Consider the following 23,270-nt stretch of genomic DNA (forward strand, 5'->3'; position numbering starts at 1 on the left):
TACGCAATTCAGGTGTTCGTTGACTGGTTCGGAGCCGCATGTCTCGTATTATCAAACTCGCTGTCATCCCCGGAGACGGGATTGGACCGGAAGTTGTCGCTGAGGCCGTGAAGGTGCTCGGCGCCGTCACCGCCCGTGACGAGGTCACGATTGAGACGAGCACGTTTCAGCTCGGAGCCGCGAGGTTCCTGGAGACCGGCGACGTGCTCACGGATGCCGACCTCGCGTCGATCCAGCAGCACGACGCCATTCTGCTCGGAGCCGTCGGCGGCGTTCCGGGCGATCCGCGCCTGAAAGACGCCAACATCGAACGGGGACTGCTGCTCGGCCTGCGCTTCGCGCTCGATCACTACGTGAACCTGCGTCCCTGCACGATCTACCCCGGCGTCACGAGCCCGCTCGCCGCACCCGGCGTGGTCGACTTCGTGGTCGTGCGCGAGGGTACAGAGGGCCCCTACGTCGGCAACGGCGGCGCGATCCGCCGGGGCACCCAGCAGGAGGTCGCCAACGAGGTCTCGGTCAACACCGCCTACGGGGTGGAACGCGTCGTGCGGTACGCCTTCGAGGTGGCCCAGGGACGCGAACGCAAGCACCTCACCCTCGTGCACAAGACCAACGTGCTCGTCTTTGCCGGCAGCCTGTGGCAGCGCATCGTGAACGAGGTGGCAGCCGAATACCCCCAGGTCGCGGTGGATTACCTGCACGTCGACGCGGCGACTATCTTCTTCGTCACGAACCCGACTAGATTCGATGTGATCGTCACCGACAACCTCTTTGGCGACATCCTCACCGATCTGGCAGCGGCAATCAGCGGCGGCATCGGCCTGGCGGCCTCCGGCAATATCAACCCGACGGGTCGCTTTCCCAGCATGTTCGAGCCGGTACACGGCTCGGCCCCCGATATCGCCGGCCAGCAACTCGCCGACCCGACCGCGGCCATCCTCTCGGTGGCACTGCTGCTCGATCACCTCGGGCTGACGGATGCCGCGGCTCGCGTCAACGAGGCCGTGGCCCACGACCTGGCGCGTCGCACCATATCCGTGCGACGCAGTACCGCTGGGGTGGGGGACGCCATTGTGACGCTTTTGACAGACAAGGTACTCAAATGAGCAAGGCCGCAACTTTTCCGCTGAGCTTCGCGTTAACGCCGTCGACCGACGCGCGCGCCGAAGCGGAACGCGAGGAGATCCTCGCCGACCCGGGCTTCGGTAAGCACTTCACCGACCACATGGTAACGATCGACTGGTCGGTCGACGCCGGCTGGCATGACGCCCGCGTCACGCCGTACGGTCCGCTGCTGCTCGATCCTGCCTCCTCGGTGCTGCACTACGGCCAGGAGATCTTCGAGGGCCTCAAGGCCTACCGGCACGCCGACAACTCCATTTGGACCTTTCGGCCAGAGAAGAACGCGCAGCGCCTGCAGCGCTCAGCGCACCGCCTCGCACTGCCCGAACTATCGGTCGAGGACTTCGTCGAGTCGGTCAAGCAGATGATCGCCATCGATGGCGACTGGGTGCCGTCCGCGCCGGAGACCAGCCTGTACCTGCGCCCGTTCATGATCGCCAACGAGAGCTTTCTCGGTGTGCGCGCCGCCCATAAGGTGAGCTTCTACGTGATCGCGAGCCCGGCCGGCGCCTACTTCGCCGACGGCGTCGCCCCGGTGAAGATCTGGCTGTCGACCGAGTACTCCCGCGCCGGCCGCGGCGGCACCGGCGCTGCCAAGTGCGGCGGCAACTACGCCGCGTCCCTGCTGCCCCAGATGGAGGCCTACGAGAACGGCTGCGCCCAGGTGCTCTTTCTCGACGGTGAAACCGGCAGTCATATCGACGAACTGGGCGGCATGAACGTGTTCTTCGTGCACGGTACCGACACCCTCGTCACTCCGCGCCTCACCGGATCCATCCTCGAGGGCGTCACCCGCGACAGCATCATGCAGCTCGCCCGCGACCGCGGTATGACCGTGGAAGAGCGTGACGTGACGCTGGGGGAGTGGCGCGAGGGCGTCGCATCCGGTGCCATCACCGAGGTCTTCGCCTGCGGAACCGCCGCTGTCGTCACCCCGATCGGCCAGCTCAAGGCCAAGGACTTCACGATCGGCGAAGCGGATGCCCCCGCCGGCGCGATCACGCTGTCGCTGCGCCAGGAGCTCACCGACATCCAGTACGGCCGCCTGCCCGACCGACACGGCTGGCTCACCCGCCTAGACTGAAGCTTTTGGCCTTATGGGCGGGAACGAGACACGTGAAGATCGCACGCTACAGCTACCAGGGCGCCATCGCGTTTGGCATCGTTGACGACGACGACGAACTGGTCGTGCTCAGGAGCGACCCGATGTTCGCCGGATTCGACACGACCGGCGACCGGGTGGCCCTGGCCGACGTGAAGCTGCTCGCGCCGGTGATTCCGCGTTCCAAGATCGTCGCCGTGGTGTCTTCCGGGGCTGAGCCGTCGTTCGTGCTTCGGCCGAACACCGCGGTCGTCGGTCCCGGCGACTCCATCTTGCTGCCGGCCGCCTCCGAGCGGGTCGAGGTCGAGGGCCAGCTCGCGATCGTCATCGGCAAGATCGCCAAGAACGTCCCAGCAGCGGATGCCCTCAGTCGCGTCTTCGGCTACACCGTCGCGACGGTCGTCACCGCGGCCGACCTCGCTTCGGCCACGCGGGCCGGGGCCTTCGACACGTTCCTGCCGCTCGGTCCGGTCATCGAGACCGAGTTCGACGAGGCGGCCACAGCGCTGCGCGGGCTCATCAACGACGAGGAATTTCAGGCGGTCTCGCTCGGAGACGACGACCGCACCACCGAGGACACGGTCGCTGCCCTGGTCGCGTTCGCCTCGAGCGTGTTCACCCTGTTGCCCGGCGACGTGATTCTGGCCGGACGCTTGGACACGCCCGCGGACGTCGTCGACGGCGACACGGTCACGCTGTCGATCGCCGGTATCGGAACGCTGGTGAACCCGGTGGTGCGCCCGGCCTGACCCGCCGTGTCTGGCTCCGGGGCCCACTTTAGGGAACCGGGCCCACGGTAGATCATGGGCCCACTTTCCGGGCCCGGGCCCGGAAAGAGAGTCATGGGAGCTCGCGCAACTAGAATCGTGAGTAATGTCTGATACCACTGCACACCCGTTCTCTACCGCCACCGGAACCGACGTTCGCGTGCGCTTCTGCCCCTCGCCGACCGGAACGCCCCACGTGGGTCTCGTCCGTACCGCCATGTTCAACTGGGCCTACGCCCGGCACACCGGCGGCACAATGATCTTCCGCATCGAGGACACCGACGCCGCCCGGGACAGCGAAGAGAGCTTTCTGCAGCTCGTCGACGCCATGCGCTGGCTCAAGCTGGATTGGGACGAAGGCGTCGATATCGGCGGTCCCCAGGCGCCGTACCGCCAGTCCGAGCGCTACGACATCTACCGCGGAGTCATCGAGCAGCTCAAGGCCAGCGGTCACATCTATGAGAGCTTCGTGACCGGCGAAGAGATCGAGGCCCGTAACCGCGATCACGGCCGTGATCCGAAAATGGGCTACGACAACTTTGAGCGCGACCTCTCCGAGGAGCAGAAAGCCGCCTACCGGGCCGAGGGTCGGTCCCCGGCGCTGCGCCTGCGCGTGCCAGACACCGAGCTCTCCTTCGACGACCTCGTGCGCGGGGAGATCACCTTCCCGGCCGGCTCATTCAGCGACTTCGTGGTGGTGCGCCCGAACGGGCATCCGCTCTACCCGTTCGTCAACCCGGTCGATGACGCGCTCATGGGCGTCACCCACGTGCTGCGCGGCGAAGACCTGCTCTCGTCCACCCCCCGCCAGATCGCGCTGTACCACGCGCTCATCGACATCGGCGTGACCACGTTCGTGCCCCGCTTCGGCCACCTGCCCTACGTCATGGGTGACAAGAACAAGAAGCTTTCCAAGCGTGACGCCGAGGCGAACCTATTTCTGCACCGCGACCGCGGATTCATCCCCGAGGGCCTGCTCAACTACCTCGCCCTGCTCGGCTGGTCCCTCACCCACGACCGCGACGTGTTCTCGATCGACGAATTCACGGCCGCGTTCGACGTCGTGAATGTCAACCCGAACCCCGCCCGCTTCGACCTCAAGAAGGCCGAGTCGATCAACGGCGACCACATTCGCCAGCTTGACGCCGCCGACTTCGCCGCCCGACTGGTTCCCTACCTGGTGACCGCGGGTGTGCTCAGTGACAGCCCGAGCGTGGCCGACCTCGCGCTGCTCGCCCAGGGCGCTCCGCTCATCCAGGAGCGCATTGCACTGCTCGGCGAAGCGCCGGCCATGCTGGGTTTTTTGTTCGTGACCGGTTCCGACCTGATTCTCGAAGCGGATGCCATCGCCTCCCTCCCGCAGAACGCCGCCGACATTCTCGGCGCGTCTCGCACCGCGCTGGATAGTATTCCTTCAGCGGAATGGAACACCGATCGGGTGCACGGGCTGCTCGCCGAAACCCTCATCGAGGGCCTGGGCCTCAAACCACGCGTGGCGTTCGGACCGCTGCGCGTCGCGTTGTCGGGCCGCAAGATCTCGCCGCCGCTGTTTGAGTCCATGGAAATTCTGGGACAGGCCGAGACCTTGAATCGCCTCGATCGGGCCCTTGCCGTAGTGACGGCCGCCTGACCGCGGGGCCGGAGGGGCTTCGACTCGCCGAGGGACACCTCGGTTTGGCCTCTCCAGCCCAAGTGGGCTAGGCTACTACTCGGCCCGATCTTCGGATTAGGCATTGGGGTATGGTGTAATTGGCAACACGGATGATTCTGGTTCATTTGTTCTTGGTTCGAGTCCAGGTACCCCAGCTTTAGCCCCTGAGTTTCCGCGGAAACCAGGGGCATTTCTTGTTTCCAGACACACCGTCCACGGCCCAAAGTGCCACTTTGGGTGCCAAAAACGACTCCCAGACGCCGTTTTGGCGACAGCGATGGCGACTAGCCCGGCCACCTACGTGTCGCTGCGTACGAGGTCGGAATGCCGTGTCGCACCTCATTGTCATGAGTGACGATGACGCAGAAATCATGACCGGGCAGCAGGTTGCCGACCTGTTGCAGGTCTCGCCCCGCACGCTTGAGGAGTGGCGGCAGACTCGCACCGGGCCGCCGTATCGACGCATGGGCCGTCATGTGAGATATATGCGCCGCGAGGTTCTCGCCTGGTTTGAGTCATTGGCCATGCATGCCTAGGCGGCGAATGCGCGCGGGTGAAGTCGGCACCATCCGCATCGTCGTTCTGGCGAACGGACAGATCCAGGCACATGCACGGATGCGAGACGAGTTTGGGACTCTCCACCGGCTAAAAGGAACACGTGCCACCGAGCTGGAGGCCCGCCGAGCACTTGACGACCAGGCCGACCTGCTCCGAAACGGCATTACCGGGCTGTCGCTGACTGCGTACTCGACGATTGCGGAGGCCGCGATTGTGTTCTTAGACGACAAGCGACGGTCCGGAACGGTCGAGATCTCCACCATCGAGACGTACGAGTTCAGCGTCAACAAGGTCATCATTCCCGAGTGCGGGGATCTGCTCCTGACCGACCTCACCGTGTTGCGTTGCAACCGAATTCTGCAGCACATTCGCGAGACCAAATCCTTATCGGCGGCTCGCAAGGCTCGCAGCATGTTCTCGCAGATTTGCGCAACCGGAATCGAGCATGGAGTACTGGCCTTCAACCCCGTGCGCGACGCCCGAGCCCTGCCACTGTCGCCGAAGAAGGAATCGGCCCTCACCCCCGCGCAATTGGAGATCGTGCGCGCCCTCATGCGGTCTTGGCGGTCCGATGGTGCCCACCATGGTCCGCGACCAAACGCACGACTGCTGGAGAATGCCATGTGGATCATGGTGGGCACCAGCGCTCGCATCGGCGAGATACTTGCCCTGCGTCGATGCGACGTCGACGTGACGGCGAACCCACCCACCGTACTCATCGCGAGCACGATTACGCAGACTCGGGCCGAAGGACTGCGTAGAAAACCTTCGCCGAAACGATCCCGGCAGAAGCGGCGCATCGCCTTGCCGAGCTTCGCGGCGACCGCGATCCGCAGGCAACTGTCAGAGGCAACCCGAGACAAAGCGGCTTACCTGTTTGCGACGAAGACGGGCGAACCACGCAGCGTAAGTAACTTCGAACGGTTACTCCGCACCTTCGTTGCCGACAACGAGAAAGTACTGGAGGACGCCGGGATCGAGGTGGGAGAATTCTCCACGCACATCTTTCGAAGGACGGCGGCGACGCTCATCGAAGCCGTCGCGGGCATCACCCTCGCGTCTCGGCTGCTTGGGCACTCCAACGAGCAGGTCACCCGTGCCAGCTACGTCGTGACCGCCGAGCTTGTCGACCCGATCACGGCGCAGATCATGGACGAGGCTTTAGAGGGGCTCCTTTAGGTCGAGTCCCTCGCCGCCAGTGACTCTGGCCTCAGGATCTCCATGTCACCAAAGGAATGGCTAATGGGAGCCGTGGGACCGCCCGATCAATATTTGGATGCGGAGTGAGACATCACTTGTAATGCGTGCAGATACCGCCGCCCAACCCGTGGGTTGCAACTCTCGTCTTGACCTCCATTGTGGGCTGCGCACTTTCCAAGTATGACGGGGTGCTGTGGCCAAAGGTCGCGGCTTTCAAAGACCCACTTGGCAATGGTGCATTCGTCCAGTGGCTGAGCGGCAGTGACCTCATCCACGCGATCGCCGCCCAGGTTCCCAGCACTGACAAGCTTGGGCAGGGCACGCAGTCCAGGTCACCGAAATGATCGGTGACACGAACGGCGGAGAGTCTCCAAGAACCGAGCCATCGATCATACGCCAACACCCGTCAGGGGTCGTTGTCGCCGGGTTCGTGGCCTGCATGAATCGTGTACACGGTCGGAGGGACAGAGGGCTGTTTGTCCCTCCTTGCCTTCTCGTTGCCGAGAGCGTCCTGTGTCCCAGAAGACACCGCACGTGGCACCGGCGCAGACCGAGGCACGGTACCGCCGGAAATACCCCAACGCGTGAATGAAATGTATCCGTCGAGTAGTTCGTCTTCGAGTTCCTCGTCGGTGAATGGCTTGCTCACCCGCTTGCGCAGCCGCTCAGACGCGCGCGCCTGCTCTTCTGGGTCGTCGACATTTAGCCGTCGGTACTCCCGACGCATGCCGAGACCGAGCCCGATAAAGCCCATGAGGGCGAAGAGCAGCCATTGCAGGGTGTAAGAGTAGTTGGTGCCGGCATCTTCGGTCGGCGTGGTCTTTTGGATGGGCGCGAGTCCCGCTTCCGCAGAGGGAGACTGGCGCTCAAGCACTCCGTATGCCCCGGTATAGAGATCTCCGACGATCTTCGTCTGGACTGCGGACAAAGTGATCGACTGGATCTGATTTCCCGCCGGAGTCCCCGTTCCGCGTGGTGCTTCGCTCGGCCTCAGCTGCACGACGACTTTCACTGTCCCCAACGCTGACTGAGGTATCGAGTCGGGAGCCAGCGCGTCATCGGGGGATGGCGCCACCCAGCCCCGGTCGACCATGAACGAGGAGCCGTCGCTTAGTTGCAGAGGAGTGAGAATCTCGAAGCCGTTGTTGCCGTTGTTGGAGCGGTTGCGGACGATGAGCTCGTCGTCCGGGCGATAGATCCCCGTGATGGTGACCCGTCGCCAGTTTTGGTTCGCATCGTAGAAGCGAAGAGTGGGTAGTGCCTCCTCTATCGGCACGGGGGTGGCAGAGAAGTTTGCGACGATTATGTCGTTGCGGGTTGACTTCTGCTGGCCGACATCGAGTTGCCAATTGGCGAGAAGTCCGCAGGCGATAGCGAAGATGATGGCCGCGGCGATGTATCCGAACCATCGCCATGTGCGCAGGAATTGCCATCCAGTCAACCCTTCCGTGACTGTGTCGTATACGGCGACGGGGGCCCCTTGCCGCGCGCTTGCTGGGGTGAGCTCACCGGCTTGCCGAGGCTTGAGGTCGGTTCGGCGATGCGTATTCGTCGCCGGTCCTTCGATCATTTCTGCGCTGCCTGGTTTCTCGTTTGCCTGATGGCTATTGGTCTACCGCCGTGGTCGGTCGTGGGACTTAACCCTAACGCCCTCGGCTTTGATGATATCGAGCGTGGCAATGTAGCGGCCCATAGGGGCGCGCATAACGGGGCTCTCTTGGCTGAGTCCTTTGCGTGGTGACAGCGCCCAAAAGTTTGCAGTCTCGCTCGGCACCCGCCGGGAGCGCTGCGACGTTGCGACGAGATCGGCTCGACAGAGATCACTGACGCATGGGTGGGCTACGTCGGCAAGATTGGCTACGTTCGCGACCGACGCAGTCAACGTGCAGAAAAGGGGCGGGGACCCCGCGAAGCTGGCCGGGGTGCATCGCGTTGCTTCGCTGGCTAAACGGTGGCTGCTGTGCACTCACCAAAGAACGGTGGACCATGTTGACCTCCCCAGCTATCCAAACGAATTTGTATTCCGGTCCGATCGTCAACCTTCGCGTAATCGCGGCCTCCTGTTCCTGCGTGCTTTTGGGCTTGCAGCTGGTCGCAACCCGGTTCGGTACAGTTGATCAGCCAGCGGAGTGCCCGTTCGACCACGCCGGTGCCGCCAGATCACACCGGCCACCCGCCCAGCCTCGCAGGCGTACGCGTTAATCGGCCCTGACGATACGAGAAAGAGGTCAAATCCGATTGTTTAGAGAACCCGAACCGGGGCAATTTGATCACAATGGACCGGGATTAGCGGTCGCGGTCGCGTTTGCGACGGGTGCTAAGTGCCGCAAGAATCAATCCAGCGAGTCCTAGACCAGAAGCGGCGAACTCGATTGTTTGGCCAGCGATCATGGCGGGTGTCTTTGTCGTGCTGAGTGGCACCTCCTGAATCATTGCTCCCGGTGTGAAAGTTGGCAGCTGGTCGATGGTGCTGCCGTCTGGGGCGATGATCGCCGAGGTGCCAACGGTTGACGTGTTCACGACGCTGCGACCGGTTTCGATGGCGCGCAGGCGTGCGATTGCGAGCTGTTGGACGCTTTCGTCGGTGCGCCCGAAGTCTGCGTTGTTCGTCGGTGCGAGGATGACGTTTGCTCCCCCGGCGATCATTTGTCGGATGAGGTTGTCGTCGACGATGTCGAAGCAGATGGCGAGTCCAGCGGCTACACCGTTGATATCGAAAACATTGTCGCGGGTACCGATTGCGTAATCGCGCGGGATGAGCGAGAACAGATCGGGGGCCAGCGGATACCAGAAGTCACGGTCGGGGATGTATTCAGCAAATGGCACTGGGTGAATTTTGTCGTACTGGTCGACGGCACCCTCTCCGTTCTTCCAGAGCAGCAAGCTGTTGTAGATGCCGCTACCGTCGGATGTGATGGTGCCAGTGATCAGTGGCGCACCCATTCGCGCCGTCACCTGGTCGAGCGTTGCAGCGGACCGGCTGTTCGCCAGGGGGTTGATGTCGGAGGCGTTCTCCGGCCAGACGACCAGGTCCACGTCTTCGCCGTAGAGCGGTTCGGTGGCAGCAACATGGTCGTCGAGGATCTGGCCTGGCGTGTATTCGGCGAACAGTCCGGCATCCGCGTTGCCTTGCACTGCCGCGACTCGCATGGTTCCGGACTCGACGATGGGAAAGGCGGGTATCGAAAGCATCAGCGCGATCAAGCCAATAGGTGCGCTGCTTCGGAGCATCCGGCGTCGGGAGGCTGGTTCTCGCGTCACCTGGATTACGAGGGCGCTGACCCACGCGATGAGGAACGACAAGCCGGATACGCCGACCCACGCGGCCAGCTGTCCGAACGGGCTTTCCGATTGGGAGAAGGCGAGTCGTCCCCACGAGAAGCCCCCGTATGGCCAGTTGCTCGTGAGGTACTCACGGAGGGTCCACAGACCCGCGATGATCACGGGTGTCAGTGCGAGGCGGCCCCATGCGCCGGGGAACGCACGGTCGGTGAAGCGCCAGGCGAAGGCAATCAGCACGCAGCCCAGCGCGAAGAAGATCGCTTCCAGGCCGGCGAGGGCCAGCCACGGAACCGGCCCGAGGTAGATGGTGAGCCAGAGGATGTGGGTTCCCCAGAATGAGAAGCCTGCGAGCAAGCCAACTCCAAGCGCCCCCCACACCCTGCGACCTATAAGGGAGAAGAGGATGAGTGGGGTGCCGACAAAGATCAGCGGCCACCAGCCGGTGCCGGGGAACGCTAATGCGTTCAGCAAGCCTCCGAGTGCGGCGACGGGGGCGGCGAGCCACAGAGGAAGCCTGGTCCTGCTCGGTGCAATTCGTGTTAGTCGGTTCGCGGTTGGAGTGTGATCATTTAAGGTAAGCAAGGACGCCCATCATTTCGGCTTCGCCGTGGTCGGGGTCGTGGCTGTAGGGGAGCCGCCGACCGGGGTTGACTGCATCGATGTCGACGGTCAGGGTCCGACCGGGCACAACGATTGAGGTGTCTTTGCGCGTTCCGGCGCCCGAGTGTTAAAAGGTGTGACCATGCAAATGCATCTGAAGTCGGACGCGCGAACGTTGAGGTGGGGGTGCACGAAGTAAGGGCGATCAGGGTCGCGCTGGACAGTCCGGCACCGGGAAACATGCGCCGGCCCAGCTTAAGCTGTTGGAGGGAGAGACGTGTCATTGTGGGGGATTCTCTCGGATAGCCGCGACTCCACGTGGATGTTTCATTTTTTCTCCCAATGGGTTGATGTTGTTGGGACTACAGACCGGAGTACGAGTGCAGGCCTTTAAAAAAGACGTTCACGATGCCGAAGTTGAACAGGACGGCGCTGAAACCGATGATCGCCAGCCACGCCGAGCGTGAGCCACGCCATCCGCGGGTCGCCCGCGCGTGAATGTAGCCGGCGTAGATGACCCAAATAATGAAGGTCCAAACCTCCTTAATATCCCAGCCCCAGTAGCGGCCCCACGACTGCTCGGCCCAGACCGACCCGGCCATGAGGGTGAAGGTCCAGAGGATGAAGCCGATGATGTTGAGCCGGTAGGCGAAGTTCTCAAGCGTCGCCGAGGACGGCAGCGTGGCCACGAAACGCAGCAGGGTCGCCTTCGTACCGGCGACGAGGGATTCCCGCCTGAACTGCAGCAGCTGCACGGTCGACAGGGCGAAGCCGAGAGCGAAGAAACCGGTGCCGAGCGAGGCGACGAACACATGGATGACCAGCCATGCGGACTGGAGCGCCGGCGGCAGCGGGGCGACCTCGACGTAATACCTGAGCGCGGCGATCCCCAGCAGGAGGAGCACCAGTCCGGTAACGAAGGTGCCGAGGAAACGCAGGTCAGCCCTGGTGAGCACGATCAGGAAGACCGTCATGATGAGCAGGGTTCCAGTCATCGCGAACTCGTACATGTTCGCCCAGGGGACCCGCTCCGCGGCGATACCGCGCAAAACGGTTGCGGCCAGGTGCAGGGCCCAGGCGAGAAGGGTGAGCGATACCCCGACGCGAAGGCTAGCCGATCGGCCGTAAGGGGTGACGACGTCGTTGGTGATGCGCGCGCTGATCCGAGTCAGGGTGATCGTGCTGCCGGATGCCGCCGCGCCGGAGCTTGCGGATTCGGCCGCGAGTTGCGCGGCGCCCTGTGCGTCGCCGACTGCCGAGGAGCGCCTGGCCAAGTCGATCGAGAAGGCGATGAAGGCGAGCGCGTATAGGCCCATGGCTGAGTACAGGCTCAGGATTGAGAACTCATCGGGATTCATCGGATATGCCTCTAATTCTGTTCGGTTGTCGGGGCGGACGACGTGGCGGGTGCCAACGCTGCCGTTCTCGGTGCTCGCGCTGCTGGGGGACGAGCGACCCGGGGGACCGCCGCGATCGCGCGCAGCAGCAGGAACAGCACCGTGCGCATGCTTGTGAGCTGACGCCAGAACCAGCGCACCCAACCGAAAAAGCCGAGCGGCGGCTGGGTGACGCCATCAGCGAACGCGGCCGGGCGGGAATCGTAATGATCAACTGGGCGCGACACTACAAGCCCTGCGCGATCATGGTTGGTCCTCAGGCCGCGCGGCGGGAGCGCTCCCTGCGGGGTCAGCCACGACGGGCGACTGACCGACATCCGCGTCCTCCGCCGACCATTCCCGGCCGGGCCGGTACGGGCTGATCTCCCGTTCCTGGTGTCGGCGTGCCTGGACGATGATCAGGACCAGGCCGATGGCCGCGACGAGCGCTGCGGTGATGATGTTGATCTTCACGCCGAGCAGCTGGAACTCCGTCGGATCCAGCCGGAGGGCTTCGAGCCACGTGCGACCAGTGCCATAGATCACCAGGTAGAGGCCGAGCGCCTTCCCCCAGCGCAGGTCGAAGCGGCGGTCCACGAGCAGAATCACGGCGACGCCGGCGAGGTTCCACAGCATTTCGTAGAGGAAAAGCGGATGGAAGAGCGTGTCCGCAGGGAGCCCGATGGGGAACGCCGGGTTAGACGGGTCGATCTCCAGGCCCCAGGGAAGCGTGGTGGGTCCGCCGAAGAGTTCCTGGTTGAAATAGTTGCCAAGTCGCCCTACTGCCTGCGCTAGCAGCATCGCGGGTGCCAGCGCGTCGGCGAAGGATAGAAAACGCAACCCTGCCCTCCGGCAGGCGATGTACGCGCCGATGCTCCCGAACAGCACGGCGCCGAAGATCGCTAGGCCACCTTCCCACACATAGAGGATCTTCCAGAGGTCAGCGCCGGCGAAGAAGTAGTCGTTCGGGTGGGTGACAACGTGGTAAAGCCGTCCACCGACGATGCCGAATGGCACGGTCCAGAGGGCGATGTCAAGGACGAGGCCCGGCTGCCCACCGCGTCGGCTGAGCCGGCTTGAGGTGAGGGCGATGGCCGCCGCGATGCCGCTAAGAATGAACAGCGCGTAGAAGTGGACCCGGAACGGCCCTAGTTGGATGAAGCTGATGTCGGGGCTTGGGATGCTGGCGAGAAGGTTCATAGGCCGGGCACGCTTTCATGGGTTGGGTACGGGGAGACGGCGCGATCGCCGGACCGTGAAGGTTTCATTAGTCGTTCTCCTCGAGCGCGGTCTTGATCAGGGCATCGAGGATGCTCGCGTCGGAGAGGCGTCTGAGCGCCCGCGCGGGGCCCCTCCCTCCGTTTGGACGACGAGGGGGTGGGCACCGCGTTGTGTGCGACCACCCCCTGAAGGCAAGCTGGACAGCGCCGGTGTCGACGCCCCGGTCCTGGTATTTCGTCCATAGCGTTTGCAAAGCTGGGGCCGCGCGCGCGTTTTGCCGTGGGCCGTGTGTGTGGCTTCCGCGGCCATCAAAAAACACTCCGCCCTTGGCGCGAAGTGAAGTCGACCTACAGGGCGGATGCGGTCGGGGCGTTGGTCATCTCCGAGGAGTTACCCATGTCCATTCCGCCCATCCCGGACGTTCCGCCGCATGCGCTGAGCGTGATCACTGTCGCCACGGCGACGGCGGCGAGAAAATAGGTGCGTGTTCTAAGCATTGTTGTTCCATTCATTGTCCAACGTTCAAGAAACCGGGCGGCCGTGTGGCACGGCGATGCCACGCAGCTGATGATGCTGCTGCGTGCGCTGGGTTTCGGTCTAAACGCGACTGATGGAAAGGAGAGTCAGACTGGGCCGGTGCAGATGCAGCGGTATCTCACGGAAGGAGTCAACTACAAAACCGCCAGCGTCGAGCAGACGGCGGTACACCGCGGGCGGTCGGGCCAGGAAGACTACAGTTGCAAGGATGAGCAGAGCGACGCAGACCATCCCCATGATCACGCAGCCGACAAGGAATCGGTTGTCGACAGTGTGTGAGCCGCCATCGACGTAAGAAGAAATGAGCGCAACACTAGCTGTTGCAGGTTCGGCTGGAACACTCTCATTATGTGCGGACACGAGCGAGACCGGACCACTCGTTTCATCGCCGGCGGCTGCCGAGTGCAATGCCAGCAGACCGAGCACTATCGCAGTCATGGTTAACACTGCAACCATCGTGGAGCGGATGACATGCCGTCGGGGACGGTGAACAACCAGGTTGGCGTTCAGATTCATGTCACCTCCACTAAGAATTCCCGTTGAACCGAAGGCGCTCAACGCACCCCCTTTAGACTACCGGAGGCCCGGCGCACCGCGCTTCGTCAGAGCGACCCCGAAACCGCCGCCGCACCCGCAGACCGTCAGCGTTGGGTACGAGTCACCCGCCCGAGTACGCGCTCCAACGGCCCCTTGCCCAAAAACGCCCGCCAGAAAGTGGCGAACAGCAGAGACACAATCGTCATCCCGATCAACAACGGCCATCCCGGGTACTCGACCGCACCGCCGGTCTCGTCGCGCAGGACGGCAAAGACCGCGAGGGTGATGATCTGAAGCGTGTACACGGTTAGTGCCATCGAGCCAGCGGCGCCGACCGGCGCCAAAACGGCTCGGATACCGGTGCCAACGCGCGCACGTTCCGGTGACGTCAACCACAGTAATCCGCCGATGAGCGCGACCACGAAACCACCGGAACCCAGAACTTCGGCGGTTGAACCGGAATGCGCTTCCGCGGTGATGCCGGGCAGCAGTAGCGCGGCACCGTAACCCAGCACCGCCGAGATCGTCCCGGCTGCGACCATCCATAGTTGAGTTTTCGCTCGGCCCAAGCCTGATCGGGCCGAGATGAGGCCAACCAGCAAAAACGGCAGCCAAATTAGCACCGGGTAATAGCCTGTAAGGAGGTAGTACTGAGCGAAATACACTAAGAACCCCGCGGTTGGATCGGCCTCGCCGACGCCGAACGCCGGTGCGGCCACCGCCAGTACCGCAGCGACCAGTCCGAGAACCCACCGGGGGAGGAACAGCACCGGTGTCAGGAACAGGAACATGATCGCGTAGTAGTCGAGAATCACGGCGACTTCACTGCCCAAGCTGCCCAGAGTGACGCCGAGGAGGAATAATACCAGCGCACGCATTGCGACGCTCGCGACGCGATCCGCCCGATGTCCGGGCTCCGTTTTTCGTTCCGAACCGGTCATGATTCCCAGAGAAATACCGGCGAGGGTCGCAAAAAGGATCGACGACCGGCCATCGACGAGCAGTTCGGATTCGTCGGCCCGAGGAATTGCGTGTGCGACCAACATGCCGGTGATCGCTAAACCGCGCGCAATGTCAACACCGACGATACGCCGCCCCCCGGCGGACGCCAGCCCAGCAGCGGCGGCGAGGCCGTCTCGACTTTCGGCCATGACTTCTCGGCGACCCATGACCACAGTGAACCTCCTCCCGTTTTACACAACCGGATTGGTGTACTCACATAGTCCGGCGGCTCAACGAAGGTAGCGCTGACCGATTATCGAGCATAACGTTGGCTGCTGTGACTTACCCGTTTGGAGTGCAAGCCGTACAAACGTTCCGAATAAAGACCGCTCACGCTTTGACGCCTCCGCCATCATCGTCGTGCTCATGGTTTGGAAGATGTGAAGCACCGCCTGACTCAGCAGGCCAGCGCAACCATAACCTGACTCAACGCAAGAGTGATCCGCCCCGCATTTGCCCTCCGGCTGCACCAGCAATATTGCTTTCCAACGGTCTGAATCAGCGAGTTTCTCATGGGCCCACTGACAAAGCATGGGGATGGAGATGTTGAGGGCGTTGGCAACGTTCGCGACGTCGGCGGTTGGGCGTTTGTTAGCGAGGAGGCGGTTCCACGGTCCGTCATGAGTTATTTGCGGCCGGCAAGACGGGCCTTGGGCTCGGGAGGCCGCGAGACCGGTGGGACCGCGTTCGGCGATGAGCTCACATTCAATCTGCGTGGATGAGGCCCTGAGGTGGAAAAGAATCTTCCGGAGGGGTGGTGTCGATCTGATCCGCCAGGGACCGGAAGCCAACTCCGTTGCGGAGATGCTCCAGCACTGTCGTGAGTCCCGGGCGGCCAGAGCGGGTGCCACTGTTCGTATCGTCACAGATGTGTTCGCAGGTGGCAGCGAGAAAGGCTTGGTATTGCAGGGTGAGATTTTGTTCGGTGGCGGAGAAGCGGGGCTAGCCGATGAGCCTGAGCCTCTTTCGGAACCTAGGAGGTCGTGGTCGTGCGATGATGTGAGAACTTTATTCTCGAAACTATTTCTGAAATCAGGTTTCACGAGTTCCCTCCGGTACTACCCTCAAAGAAGAAATAGGCCGTGTGGCTCCTACTATTTGAAACCGGCGTTGTCTAGCGCCAGCATGAAGGATTTGAGAATGGCAGCACTGAGTGGCTTCACAAAGACCAACCTGGATAAGCAAGGATTTGGAGGTCTCGATGATGAAGCCAAGTCCTGTTTCGCACGGCCCCTGCGATTCACGCCGGCAGTGGGAACTGTCTTAATAGTTGTCGGATTGGCTTTGCAGTCGCCTATTTTTCTTGGAGTGGGAGCAATCGTCCCTCTCACCGGGGCGCTGTTCCCCCGTGGCATGATTCTTGATCTGGTTTACAACTTGGGCGTTCGCCATATTTTTGGTGCTCCGGCGCTTCCCCCTACGCCGAGTCCACGACGGTTTTCCTACCTACTGTCCACCGTGCTCATTGCGGGTTCGGCCGTGTCCTTCTTTTACGGATTATCTGCGCTGGGATTTGTGCTGGGAGGAATGGTCGCCCTCGGAGGAACAATCCTCACCACAACCCATTGGTGTCTCGGATCGTGGTTTTACAGACTGTTTTTTGCGCATCGCGCGGCAAGGTAGGGGCACGACTACGCAGCAGAGCGTCCCTCAGTATCGTCAGCTGAAAGCCTCACCGCGGGCGGAGTGCCGGTCCGCGATCGCGGTCACGGCAGCTACAAGCCCTGGGTCTTCGCCACGGGCCAGACCTGCATATTCGAGACGTAACGTACCGTCAGACTGCGGCACCGCCTTCACCCAGACACGGCGTCGGGGCACAAACAGCCCGGTGAGCAAGCCAAGCATGACCAAAATCGCGAAGACCAGCACCCAAGCCTGAGTGGGATCACGCTGAATATCGAACGAGGCAAACCGCGGGACCGAATTGGAAAGGTCGCCATTGGGCGCAGTGGGATCCGCATTATTAAACGTCACAGTGCCGAGTCCCTTGGGCAAGTCCAGGGTTTCCCCGGGCAGCAGTTCGAGAGTCTCGACGCCGGTCTGGCCGCCGGTCAGCTGTATCATATCGTCTGTGTTGAGAGAATAGACAGATGTCGGCACCCCCTCGTCGAGTCCGAGGTCACCGGTGTATACGTTCAGCGTGAGCATCGGGTAGACGAGATCCGGATAGGACGAGAAAAACGCGCCTGAACGTGCCGTTTCTTGTGTGGGGTAGAAGAAACCGATCATGCCGAGCTGTTCGGGGAGGCCATCGGGTACTTTGACGACGCCGAGGGACGTGAGGTTCGCGTCTTGCGGCAAGAATGGGATCTTATCGCTGAAGACAGGTATACCGTCGGCATTCGATACAGTGATCGATGGTGCGTATCCATTCCCCAGTAGGAAAACGTCTGTGCCGCCACTCCGCAACGGACCGTTCACCTTCACTTGGTCAGTTCTGGGTTCCTCGCCCCGGGGGGTGAGGGTCACGTCGGCCGTATAGTCCACGGGTTGGCCCAAAGCGGCGGTGTTCTGGTCGTCGTAAATTACGGAGAATTCGTCGAGGGTAAGCGTGTAGGGGTCCAGGGTGGCGTCATCGAAGAAACGCCCCGGGTTGAAGGAATCGTAAGCGAGAAGAGTGTTGGTGAAGGTTTGCCCTTCCACGAGAACGCGCTGGCCAGCGAATCCAAAGCCGCCGCCGAAGCCAGCGACCACGAGAAGGCCTACGAGTGCAGAATGAAATACGAGGTTGCCGGTTTCTCGGGTGTAACCCCGCTCTGCCGACACGGACAAACTACCGTCCTCGCCATAAAGAGCAACGCGGTAGCCATTAGATTTCAGCAGGGAACGGGCCGACGTTATCGCGGTGGCACTCGCTGTTCCGACGGGAGCGACGCGTGTAGTGAAGCCAGCCAGGCGCGCCAGCCGAGCCGGGGTGGCGGGTGGTGTGGCGCGCAATGCCGTGAGGTGGTGACGAGTGCGCGGAATAATACAGCCGATGAGCGACACGAACAGCAGCAGGTAGATCGCTGAGAACCAGGCTGACGAATACACGTCGAATGCCTGAATGTTGTCGAGGATCGGCGCAAGGTCGGGGTGATCGGTGAAGTATTGAGTGACCCCATTCGGGTCGGCTGTCCGTTGCGGTACCAGCGATCCGGGTACCGCCGCAATGGCGAGCAGGAGGAGTAAAAAGAGGGCCGTACGCATGCTGGTGAGTTGACGCCACCCGAAGCGCAGCCAGCCCGTAAAGCCTAGCTTGGGCTGCACAACACCCGCGGCGGCATCCGCTGGGCGGGAATCGATATGGTCAGATGGCCGTGACAAAGTTGCCCATCACCCCCTGTAGATCGAGGAGCCACACGTTCCATAGGCCGCTTAGCATGAGCGCTCCGATGATAATTAGCAGAACGCCGCCGAAAAGATTAATCGCCCGGGTGTGGCGTTTCAGGAAGAGAACGGTGCCGGTCGCCCAGTTAAAGCCGACGGCGATCAGTAAGAAGGGGATGCCGAGACCGAGAGAGTAGAACAATGCAAGCAAGCCGCCCTGCCAGGGGGAGCCGGACCCGAGACTGAGAGAGTTGATTGCGGTCAATGTCGGGCCTGTGCACGGTGTCCATCCCACGGCGAAGACTGCGCCGAGCACTGGTGCGCCGGCGAGGCCCATCTTCGGGCGCCATGAGGATTTGACGGTGCGTTGCAGCACCCCGAACTGCCCCACAAAAACAAGCCCGAGCAAAATGACGATGACGCCGGCGATTCGGGTTACGAGATCGCGATATTGATTCAGCCAGAAACCGGCCGCGCCGAATACGACTCCGGTCATCACAAAGACGACGGTGAAGCCAAGAATAAACAGACCGACCCCGACGAGTAACCGGTATCGGCCGCGCCGGTTGCGCGTCGATGTTGTGGCGCTCGCATCGGAGAAGCCGCCGATATAGGCGAGATACCCCGGCACTAGGGGCAGAATGCACGGCGAGGCGAAGGACACCAACCCGGCAAGCAACGCAATGGGAATCGCAAAGTAGAGTTCGCCGCTAAAGACGATCGCGCCGAACGGATTCTCCACGCTTAGGAGCCTTCAGCAATCGTGTCGATGATCAATGCTTCCAAAATTGAGGCCTCGGGAATCTTGCCGAGAATGCGTGCAGCTACCCGACCCTCCGCATCGAGTACAAGAGTGGTTGGTACGGCGTTCGGGGGGATGCTGCCGCTAAATGCGAGCTGCATCGCGCCGTCGTCGACGTCAAGTACGGACGGGTAGGTGATGTTATATGTGGCATTGAAGGCGAGAGTGTTGGGCGCTTGGTCGCGCACGTTCACGCCGAGAAACTCCGCTCCCTGGCCGGTGAACTGTGCGTTGAGGGTTTTCAGGTCACCAGCTTCGGCACGACAAGGAGCACAGCTGGCGTACCAAAAATTTACGACGAGGACCTCGCCGCGGTAGTCGCCGGAAGAGACGGTCTCTCCTGTCTCAATTGAGCCTTTGAACTCAACAGGGTCGCCTCGCTCGGCGACCGCAATTTCGGTCACACTGCCGTCGCCCGCTATGTAGCCCTTATTGCTACCCTCGCGATATTGGTCGGCAAGCGGGTCGGAAGCGCAGCCGGCCAAAAAAAACATGGCGGCGGTGACCACGACGACGGTGTATCCGGTGCGGCTCATCCGGTGGACTGCGATGCGGCGCGTGCTCATCGGATGCCCACGCGCGGTCCGCAACCCCGCGCAACACTCGAGCCTGTCTCGTGCGTGCTGCACACCGAGGTGGGCAAAGATACTTCGTTCGACACAGGTAGCGCCGGAGTAGCACGGTAGGGCAGTGTGAATCTAGCCAAGAGTGACTCCTCGTGCGCTCATGAATGATTGCGGATTGACGCGTGCGCCATTTTCCAGTGTTTCAAAGTGCAGGTGGCATCCAGTGGACGCACCGGTCTTGCCCACGAGGGCTATGGTCGCTCCGGCCGATACCTGTTGCCCTTGACTGACCAGGATGGAGCGGTTGTGTGCGTATCCGGTTCGCGTGCCGTCGCCGTGGTCGATGAGTACCCAATTTCCGTAGGATCCGAGCCAACCGGCGTAGACGACGGTGCCGCTGTACGCGGCGTAGACGCCTTGACCGCACCCGGCGGCAATATCTGTCCCGTAGTGGAATGCCCCGACACCGGCTACTGGTTTGTTGGGCCGGGGCCCGTAGGCGGAGCTGATCCAGCCCGACACCGGCGACGACCAACCCTGAGCGCTGGGCGCGCCGCTTGCGCTCCCTGCTGCCGGGCTGCCTGCTGCGGCCGCGGCTGCTGCAGCGGCCGCTGCTTGGGCCGCCCGGGCCTCTGCGGCAGCGGCTTCAGCTGCGCGGCGAATCTCTTCTCCTGCGGCGTAGTCTGCTTCGGTCGCCGCGCGGTCCTCGATGAGAACGGCGAGTTGTGCTTGCAGCGTTCCGGCGACTTGCTGTTGGTTGGCAAGTGCTGTTTCCACGCGGGCGCTGGAGGCCAGCGCGTCAGTCAGCGCCGTTTCGGCTTCCTTCGCCAAATCTCCCAGCACCTCTCGGGCAACCTCGGCCTGATCGGTCAACGACTTCGCGGAGTTTCGGTCGGCTGCCGCCGAGTCGTAGGCCCGGCTCATCCGCTCCGTCAGTTTGCTCATAGAGCCGAGCTGATCGAGCAGTTGGTCGGCCTCTCGGCCTTCCAGAAATAGTGTCATCGATAGATCACTGTTACCGGAGCGAGCGAGCATAGCCGCAAAGCGACCGGCTTGCTCGCCCGATAGGGCGGCGCTGGCTGTCGCCTCATCCGCCTGCATCTGCAGAGTGGTGGCCCGCAAAGTCGCCCCGTCAAACTCCATCTGCGCTGCCTCGTAGGCGGCGGCGCGGCGTTCGGACTCCGCACGGGCAGCATCCACTTCAACGGTGAGTCCGGTGATGAGCGTGTTCAGCTCCGCAATCTGGGCTTGCTTGCCAGCCTCTGAAGAGCGGGCGCTCTCGACCTCAGACCAGGACGGGTATTCCGCTGCCGTGGCCGAGCCTGCAACACCCACCATGGCGAAGACCGCCACCATCGCTATGGCGGCCCGCGTGACGTACCTGCCAGTTCTGCTGTTATCCAAGAGAAATCCCCTTTTCCATCATGAACGGCTCCGCGTCGATACGGGTTCCGTCGATACGCGTTTCAAAGTGCACATGGCAACCGCTGGAGGCGCCCGTCGTGCCGACGACCGCAATAATCTCGCCTGCGACGACCAACTGCCCGACGTCGACGAGGAGTTTGCTGTTGTGGGCATACCCGGTCTCGACGCCGTTCCCGTGGTCAATAAGGACCCAATTGCCGTACGAGCCCTGATAGCCCGCGTCGACAATTTTTCCTCCGGTCGCGGCGAAAACAGGCCGGCCGCACGGAGCGGCAATATCGGTCCCGTTGTGGTACTCGCCGACACCATCAACGGGCTTGTTCGGTCGCGGACCAAAGGGGCTCGAAATCCTGCCGACAACGGGCAGCGCCCATCCTTGATCGCTCATCTGGATGGGCACGAGGCTGGACCACGCTCCGCTGCTCGCACTCTCCGTGTATGACTTGGATTTCGCTGCTTCGGTGACCGTGAATCCACCGCGATCAATTCGAACCGCGGCAGCACTGGAAGTGCTGACGGTTTGCAAGGCGTCGGTTTGGGTCGCCCTGGTGGCTGATGCCTGACCCGTTTCCGGGTTCACGGCGAGAGCGGGCAGGGACGCACCAATGGCGAAGAGAGCAATCATTGCCATTGCCCCGGCGGCAGAAGCACTTTGTCGAATTGACGATCGCTTCGGCACAGCTCGTGACGGTGCCGGGGCAGGTCGGTTGGCTCGGTGCGTGCCGAGGCGGTTCTCCAGTGCACGCAGGTCGCGCCGCGACATGAACGGCAGCGCACCGGAAACCGGAGGTGCCGTCGCAACGTGACCGGCGCTATCCATGTGCGACCGTCTTTCGCCGAGTGGGTAATACAGAAAATTGTGCGGAAGGCATGTAAAACGTCCTTGCAGGTGAATCAAATCTCGGAACGGCGATGAGCGGCAGATTAAACCGACGCCACCAACTTCGGGGGAAACGTCGTATACATAGAGCGCCGGTTACAGGGTCGCCAGGTGGTGAGGGAGCATCCCCTGCGCAAGGGCGACATCGGCCCCATTGAAGGAAGCAGATGCACTCGGGGCGGCAGTCGTCCCGGCGTCATTGCCCATGTCCATGCCGGCCATTCCGCCGGAGCATGCGCTCAGAGTGAGCGCTGTCGCCAGTGCTGCCGTGGCAAGGAAATATTTACGTACGCTAAGCATCGTTCATCCATTCATCGTCAAACGTTTCTAAACCGAAGGGCCGTCGTGCACGGCAAAGCCACGCAGCCAAGTCTTGGCGCGTGGGCAGCGTTTCGGTTCAGATACGACTAATAGAAAGAACGAGCAGGTTCGGCCGGTAAATGTGGAGGGGAGCCTCGCGGGCGGCCACGCCGATGCGACCGCCTGCGTCGAGGAGTCGCCGATACAAAGCTGGCCGCCGATTCAAAACGATGGACGCAACAAAAATGAGTAGGAGAGCGCATGCCATCGCGAGGAGGGCGCAGTTCAACAAGCCGTCCTGGCTACCCGAAGATATCAACACGGACGCATGAGCCACCATAGCTACGGCGGTCACACTCGCAGTTTCGTCACCTGAAGTAGCCGCAGCGACAGACATAACGGCCGGGGGGTTCGTGACAGACCCAGGATGTTCTGAAGGGATGGCAGAAATACCCACCAGGATCACGGCTAAAGCAAATAGTGCCACAATTGCTGACAAGCTGACGGGCGCAACCGTACGGCGCGCCGTGCGATCCGACGTCATGTCACCTCCGTAATTGCAACCAGACAGCACGTCAAACGGCTGAAGCCTCCCTAAAGGTTAGACCCATGGCTGCACTGAAACCTGAAAACGAATTGGATGGCTTCCGCACGCGCTGAAATCCAGTCCGTGAATGCCCCACATGGTCGCCATCGCACGGTAGTACTTTGGCTCGTGCGCTGATGTTAGGACCGAACCAGGCGCGCTATCGCTTGAGAAGCTTCCTGTATTTTGCGGTCGGCCTCCGGGCCGCCAGCCGAGGCTGCCTCCAGGACACAATGGTTCAAGTGGTCGTCGAGGAGACCCAAGGCGACGGATTGAAGCGCACTCGTCATCGCGGATATTTGCGTGAGAATGTCGATGCAGTATTTGTCTTCCGTGACCATTCCCTGAATGCCGCGAGCTTGTCCCTCGAGGCGCCGCAGGCGCTTCAGGTAGTCGCCCTTGTTGGAGATATAGCCGTGAGGGCCGCTAGGCGTGCTGCCTACA

At 62.2% G+C, this 23,270-nt stretch carries 21 protein-coding genes, 1 tRNA gene and 1 pseudogene; 8 read left to right on the forward strand and 15 right to left on the reverse strand.

Features of this window, described 5'->3' with window-relative positions:
* The first annotated feature begins 38 nt into the window (after positions 1-38).
* From E3O06_RS16095 to E3O06_RS16125, 7 genes are all read left to right on the forward strand, one after another.
* Complete coding sequence (locus tag E3O06_RS16095) at positions 39-1,109, forward strand: 3-isopropylmalate dehydrogenase (protein WP_134504393.1); 1,071 nt, start codon at positions 39-41, stop codon at positions 1,107-1,109.
* The gene (locus E3O06_RS16100) at positions 1,106-2,209 is read left to right on the forward strand and encodes a branched-chain amino acid aminotransferase (protein ID WP_134504394.1); all 1,104 of its coding nucleotides are present in this window, start codon (positions 1,106-1,108) and stop codon (positions 2,207-2,209) included. The genes E3O06_RS16095 and E3O06_RS16100 overlap by 4 nt, the downstream gene beginning before the upstream one ends.
* A 32-nt stretch (positions 2,210-2,241) precedes the next feature.
* Positions 2,242-2,976: a fumarylacetoacetate hydrolase family protein gene (locus tag E3O06_RS16105; protein WP_134504395.1), complete on the forward strand. Its 735-nt coding sequence runs from the start codon at positions 2,242-2,244 to the stop codon at positions 2,974-2,976.
* A 124-nt stretch (positions 2,977-3,100) separates the two neighbouring features.
* Entirely contained in the window at positions 3,101-4,624 is a 1,524-nt protein-coding gene (gene gltX / locus E3O06_RS16110) for a glutamate--tRNA ligase (protein WP_134504396.1), read from the forward strand.
* Between the two features lie 104 nt (positions 4,625-4,728).
* Positions 4,729-4,800, forward strand: a tRNA-Gln gene (locus E3O06_RS16115).
* 174 nt (positions 4,801-4,974) lie between these two features.
* Positions 4,975-5,181 (forward strand): helix-turn-helix transcriptional regulator, encoded by a 207-nt coding sequence (locus E3O06_RS16120; RefSeq protein WP_241980307.1) that lies wholly within the window; start codon positions 4,975-4,977, stop codon positions 5,179-5,181.
* 7 nt (positions 5,182-5,188) lie between these two features.
* The gene (locus E3O06_RS16125; protein WP_241980309.1) at positions 5,189-6,382 is read left to right on the forward strand and encodes a tyrosine-type recombinase/integrase; all 1,194 of its coding nucleotides are present in this window, start codon (positions 5,189-5,191) and stop codon (positions 6,380-6,382) included.
* A gap of 427 nt (positions 6,383-6,809) precedes the next feature.
* On the opposite strand, the gene E3O06_RS16130 is transcribed toward E3O06_RS16125, so the two are convergent.
* From E3O06_RS16130 to E3O06_RS16160, 8 genes and pseudogenes are all read right to left on the reverse strand, one after another.
* Positions 6,810-7,973 carry an SURF1 family cytochrome oxidase biogenesis protein gene (locus E3O06_RS16130; RefSeq protein ID WP_134504398.1) on the reverse strand — a complete coding sequence of 388 codons (1,164 nt, stop codon included), beginning with the start codon at positions 7,971-7,973 and terminating at the stop codon, positions 6,810-6,812.
* 716 nt (positions 7,974-8,689) lie between these two features.
* Positions 8,690-10,267, reverse strand: a complete 1,578-nt coding sequence (gene lnt, locus E3O06_RS16135) for an apolipoprotein N-acyltransferase (protein ID WP_241980311.1) — start codon at positions 10,265-10,267, stop codon at positions 8,690-8,692.
* Positions 10,268-10,647: 380 nt separating this feature from the next.
* Positions 10,648-11,643, reverse strand: coding sequence for a c-type cytochrome biogenesis protein CcsB (gene ccsB, locus E3O06_RS16145; protein ID WP_134504413.1), 996 nt, complete (start codon positions 11,641-11,643; stop codon positions 10,648-10,650).
* Positions 11,644-11,722: 79 nt separating this feature from the next.
* A pseudogene (locus tag E3O06_RS18485) lies at positions 11,723-11,909 on the reverse strand (cytochrome c biogenesis protein ResB); the annotation flags it as partial.
* Between the two features lie 16 nt (positions 11,910-11,925).
* Positions 11,926-12,861, reverse strand: a complete 936-nt coding sequence (gene lgt, locus E3O06_RS16150) for a prolipoprotein diacylglyceryl transferase (protein ID WP_134504399.1) — start codon at positions 12,859-12,861, stop codon at positions 11,926-11,928.
* A gap of 368 nt (positions 12,862-13,229) precedes the next feature.
* Positions 13,230-13,379 carry a hypothetical protein gene (locus tag E3O06_RS17640; protein WP_166788237.1) on the reverse strand — a complete coding sequence of 50 codons (150 nt, stop codon included), beginning with the start codon at positions 13,377-13,379 and terminating at the stop codon, positions 13,230-13,232.
* Positions 13,380-13,479: 100 nt separating this feature from the next.
* Positions 13,480-13,935, reverse strand: coding sequence for a hypothetical protein (locus tag E3O06_RS16155; RefSeq protein ID WP_134504400.1), 456 nt, complete (start codon positions 13,933-13,935; stop codon positions 13,480-13,482).
* Between the two features lie 125 nt (positions 13,936-14,060).
* Positions 14,061-15,125, reverse strand: a complete 1,065-nt coding sequence (locus tag E3O06_RS16160; RefSeq protein ID WP_134504401.1) for a DUF418 domain-containing protein — start codon at positions 15,123-15,125, stop codon at positions 14,061-14,063.
* A gap of 973 nt (positions 15,126-16,098) precedes the next feature.
* Between E3O06_RS16160 and E3O06_RS17650 the strand changes: the two genes are divergently transcribed.
* The gene (locus tag E3O06_RS17650; RefSeq protein ID WP_166788239.1) at positions 16,099-16,581 is read left to right on the forward strand and encodes a DUF4395 family protein; all 483 of its coding nucleotides are present in this window, start codon (positions 16,099-16,101) and stop codon (positions 16,579-16,581) included.
* A 36-nt stretch (positions 16,582-16,617) separates the two neighbouring features.
* Here the strand turns inward: E3O06_RS17650 and resB are convergent, their stop codons facing one another.
* The 7 genes from resB to E3O06_RS16200 form a co-directional block, all read right to left on the reverse strand.
* Positions 16,618-18,264, reverse strand: coding sequence for a cytochrome c biogenesis protein ResB (gene resB, locus E3O06_RS16170; protein ID WP_134504403.1), 1,647 nt, complete (start codon positions 18,262-18,264; stop codon positions 16,618-16,620).
* On the reverse strand, positions 18,248-19,009 hold the full coding sequence (locus tag E3O06_RS16175) for a cytochrome c biogenesis CcdA family protein (protein WP_134504404.1): 762 nt from the start codon (positions 19,007-19,009) through the stop codon (positions 18,248-18,250). The genes resB and E3O06_RS16175 overlap by 17 nt, the downstream gene beginning before the upstream one ends.
* 2 nt (positions 19,010-19,011) lie before the next feature.
* Positions 19,012-19,635, reverse strand: coding sequence for a TlpA family protein disulfide reductase (locus E3O06_RS16180; protein ID WP_241980312.1), 624 nt, complete (start codon positions 19,633-19,635; stop codon positions 19,012-19,014).
* Positions 19,636-19,767: 132 nt separating this feature from the next.
* The gene (locus E3O06_RS16185; RefSeq protein ID WP_134504405.1) at positions 19,768-21,039 is read right to left on the reverse strand and encodes a M23 family metallopeptidase; all 1,272 of its coding nucleotides are present in this window, start codon (positions 21,037-21,039) and stop codon (positions 19,768-19,770) included.
* Positions 21,032-21,880: a M23 family metallopeptidase gene (locus E3O06_RS16190; protein ID WP_134504406.1), complete on the reverse strand. Its 849-nt coding sequence runs from the start codon at positions 21,878-21,880 to the stop codon at positions 21,032-21,034. The genes E3O06_RS16185 and E3O06_RS16190 overlap by 8 nt, the downstream gene beginning before the upstream one ends.
* A gap of 156 nt (positions 21,881-22,036) precedes the next feature.
* Entirely contained in the window at positions 22,037-22,240 is a 204-nt protein-coding gene (locus tag E3O06_RS16195) for a hypothetical protein (protein ID WP_134504407.1), read from the reverse strand.
* A gap of 726 nt (positions 22,241-22,966) precedes the next feature.
* On the reverse strand, positions 22,967-23,236 hold the full coding sequence (locus E3O06_RS16200; protein ID WP_134504415.1) for a metal-sensitive transcriptional regulator: 270 nt from the start codon (positions 23,234-23,236) through the stop codon (positions 22,967-22,969).
* Between the last annotated feature and the right edge of the window lie 34 nt (positions 23,237-23,270).

The organism is Cryobacterium glaciale, assembly GCF_004402535.1.
GTDB lineage: Bacteria > Actinomycetota > Actinomycetes > Actinomycetales > Microbacteriaceae > Cryobacterium > Cryobacterium glaciale.

Coding starts and splice junctions, on each gene's coding strand:
- E3O06_RS16095 (WP_134504393.1), top strand. CDS start 39: ATGTCTCGTATTATCAAACTCGCTGTCATCCCCGGAGACGGGATTGGA.
- E3O06_RS16100 (WP_134504394.1), top strand. CDS start 1,106: ATGAGCAAGGCCGCAACTTTTCCGCTGAGCTTCGCGTTAACGCCGTCG.
- gltX (WP_134504396.1), top strand. CDS start 3,101: ATGTCTGATACCACTGCACACCCGTTCTCTACCGCCACCGGAACCGAC.
- E3O06_RS16125 (WP_241980309.1), top strand. CDS start 5,189: ATGCGCGCGGGTGAAGTCGGCACCATCCGCATCGTCGTTCTGGCGAAC.
- E3O06_RS16130 (WP_134504398.1), bottom strand. CDS start 7,973: ATGATCGAAGGACCGGCGACGAATACGCATCGCCGAACCGACCTCAAG.
- ccsB (WP_134504413.1), bottom strand. CDS start 11,643: ATGAATCCCGATGAGTTCTCAATCCTGAGCCTGTACTCAGCCATGGGC.
- lgt (WP_134504399.1), bottom strand. CDS start 12,861: ATGAACCTTCTCGCCAGCATCCCAAGCCCCGACATCAGCTTCATCCAA.
- E3O06_RS17640 (WP_166788237.1), bottom strand. CDS start 13,379: ATGCTTAGAACACGCACCTATTTTCTCGCCGCCGTCGCCGTGGCGACA.
- E3O06_RS16155 (WP_134504400.1), bottom strand. CDS start 13,935: ATGAATCTGAACGCCAACCTGGTTGTTCACCGTCCCCGACGGCATGTC.
- E3O06_RS16160 (WP_134504401.1), bottom strand. CDS start 15,125: ATGGGTCGCCGAGAAGTCATGGCCGAAAGTCGAGACGGCCTCGCCGCC.
- E3O06_RS17650 (WP_166788239.1), top strand. CDS start 16,099: ATGGCAGCACTGAGTGGCTTCACAAAGACCAACCTGGATAAGCAAGGA.
- E3O06_RS16180 (WP_241980312.1), bottom strand. CDS start 19,635: ATGAGCACGCGCCGCATCGCAGTCCACCGGATGAGCCGCACCGGATAC.
- E3O06_RS16190 (WP_134504406.1), bottom strand. CDS start 21,880: ATGGATAGCGCCGGTCACGTTGCGACGGCACCTCCGGTTTCCGGTGCG.
- E3O06_RS16195 (WP_134504407.1), bottom strand. CDS start 22,240: ATGCTTAGCGTACGTAAATATTTCCTTGCCACGGCAGCACTGGCGACA.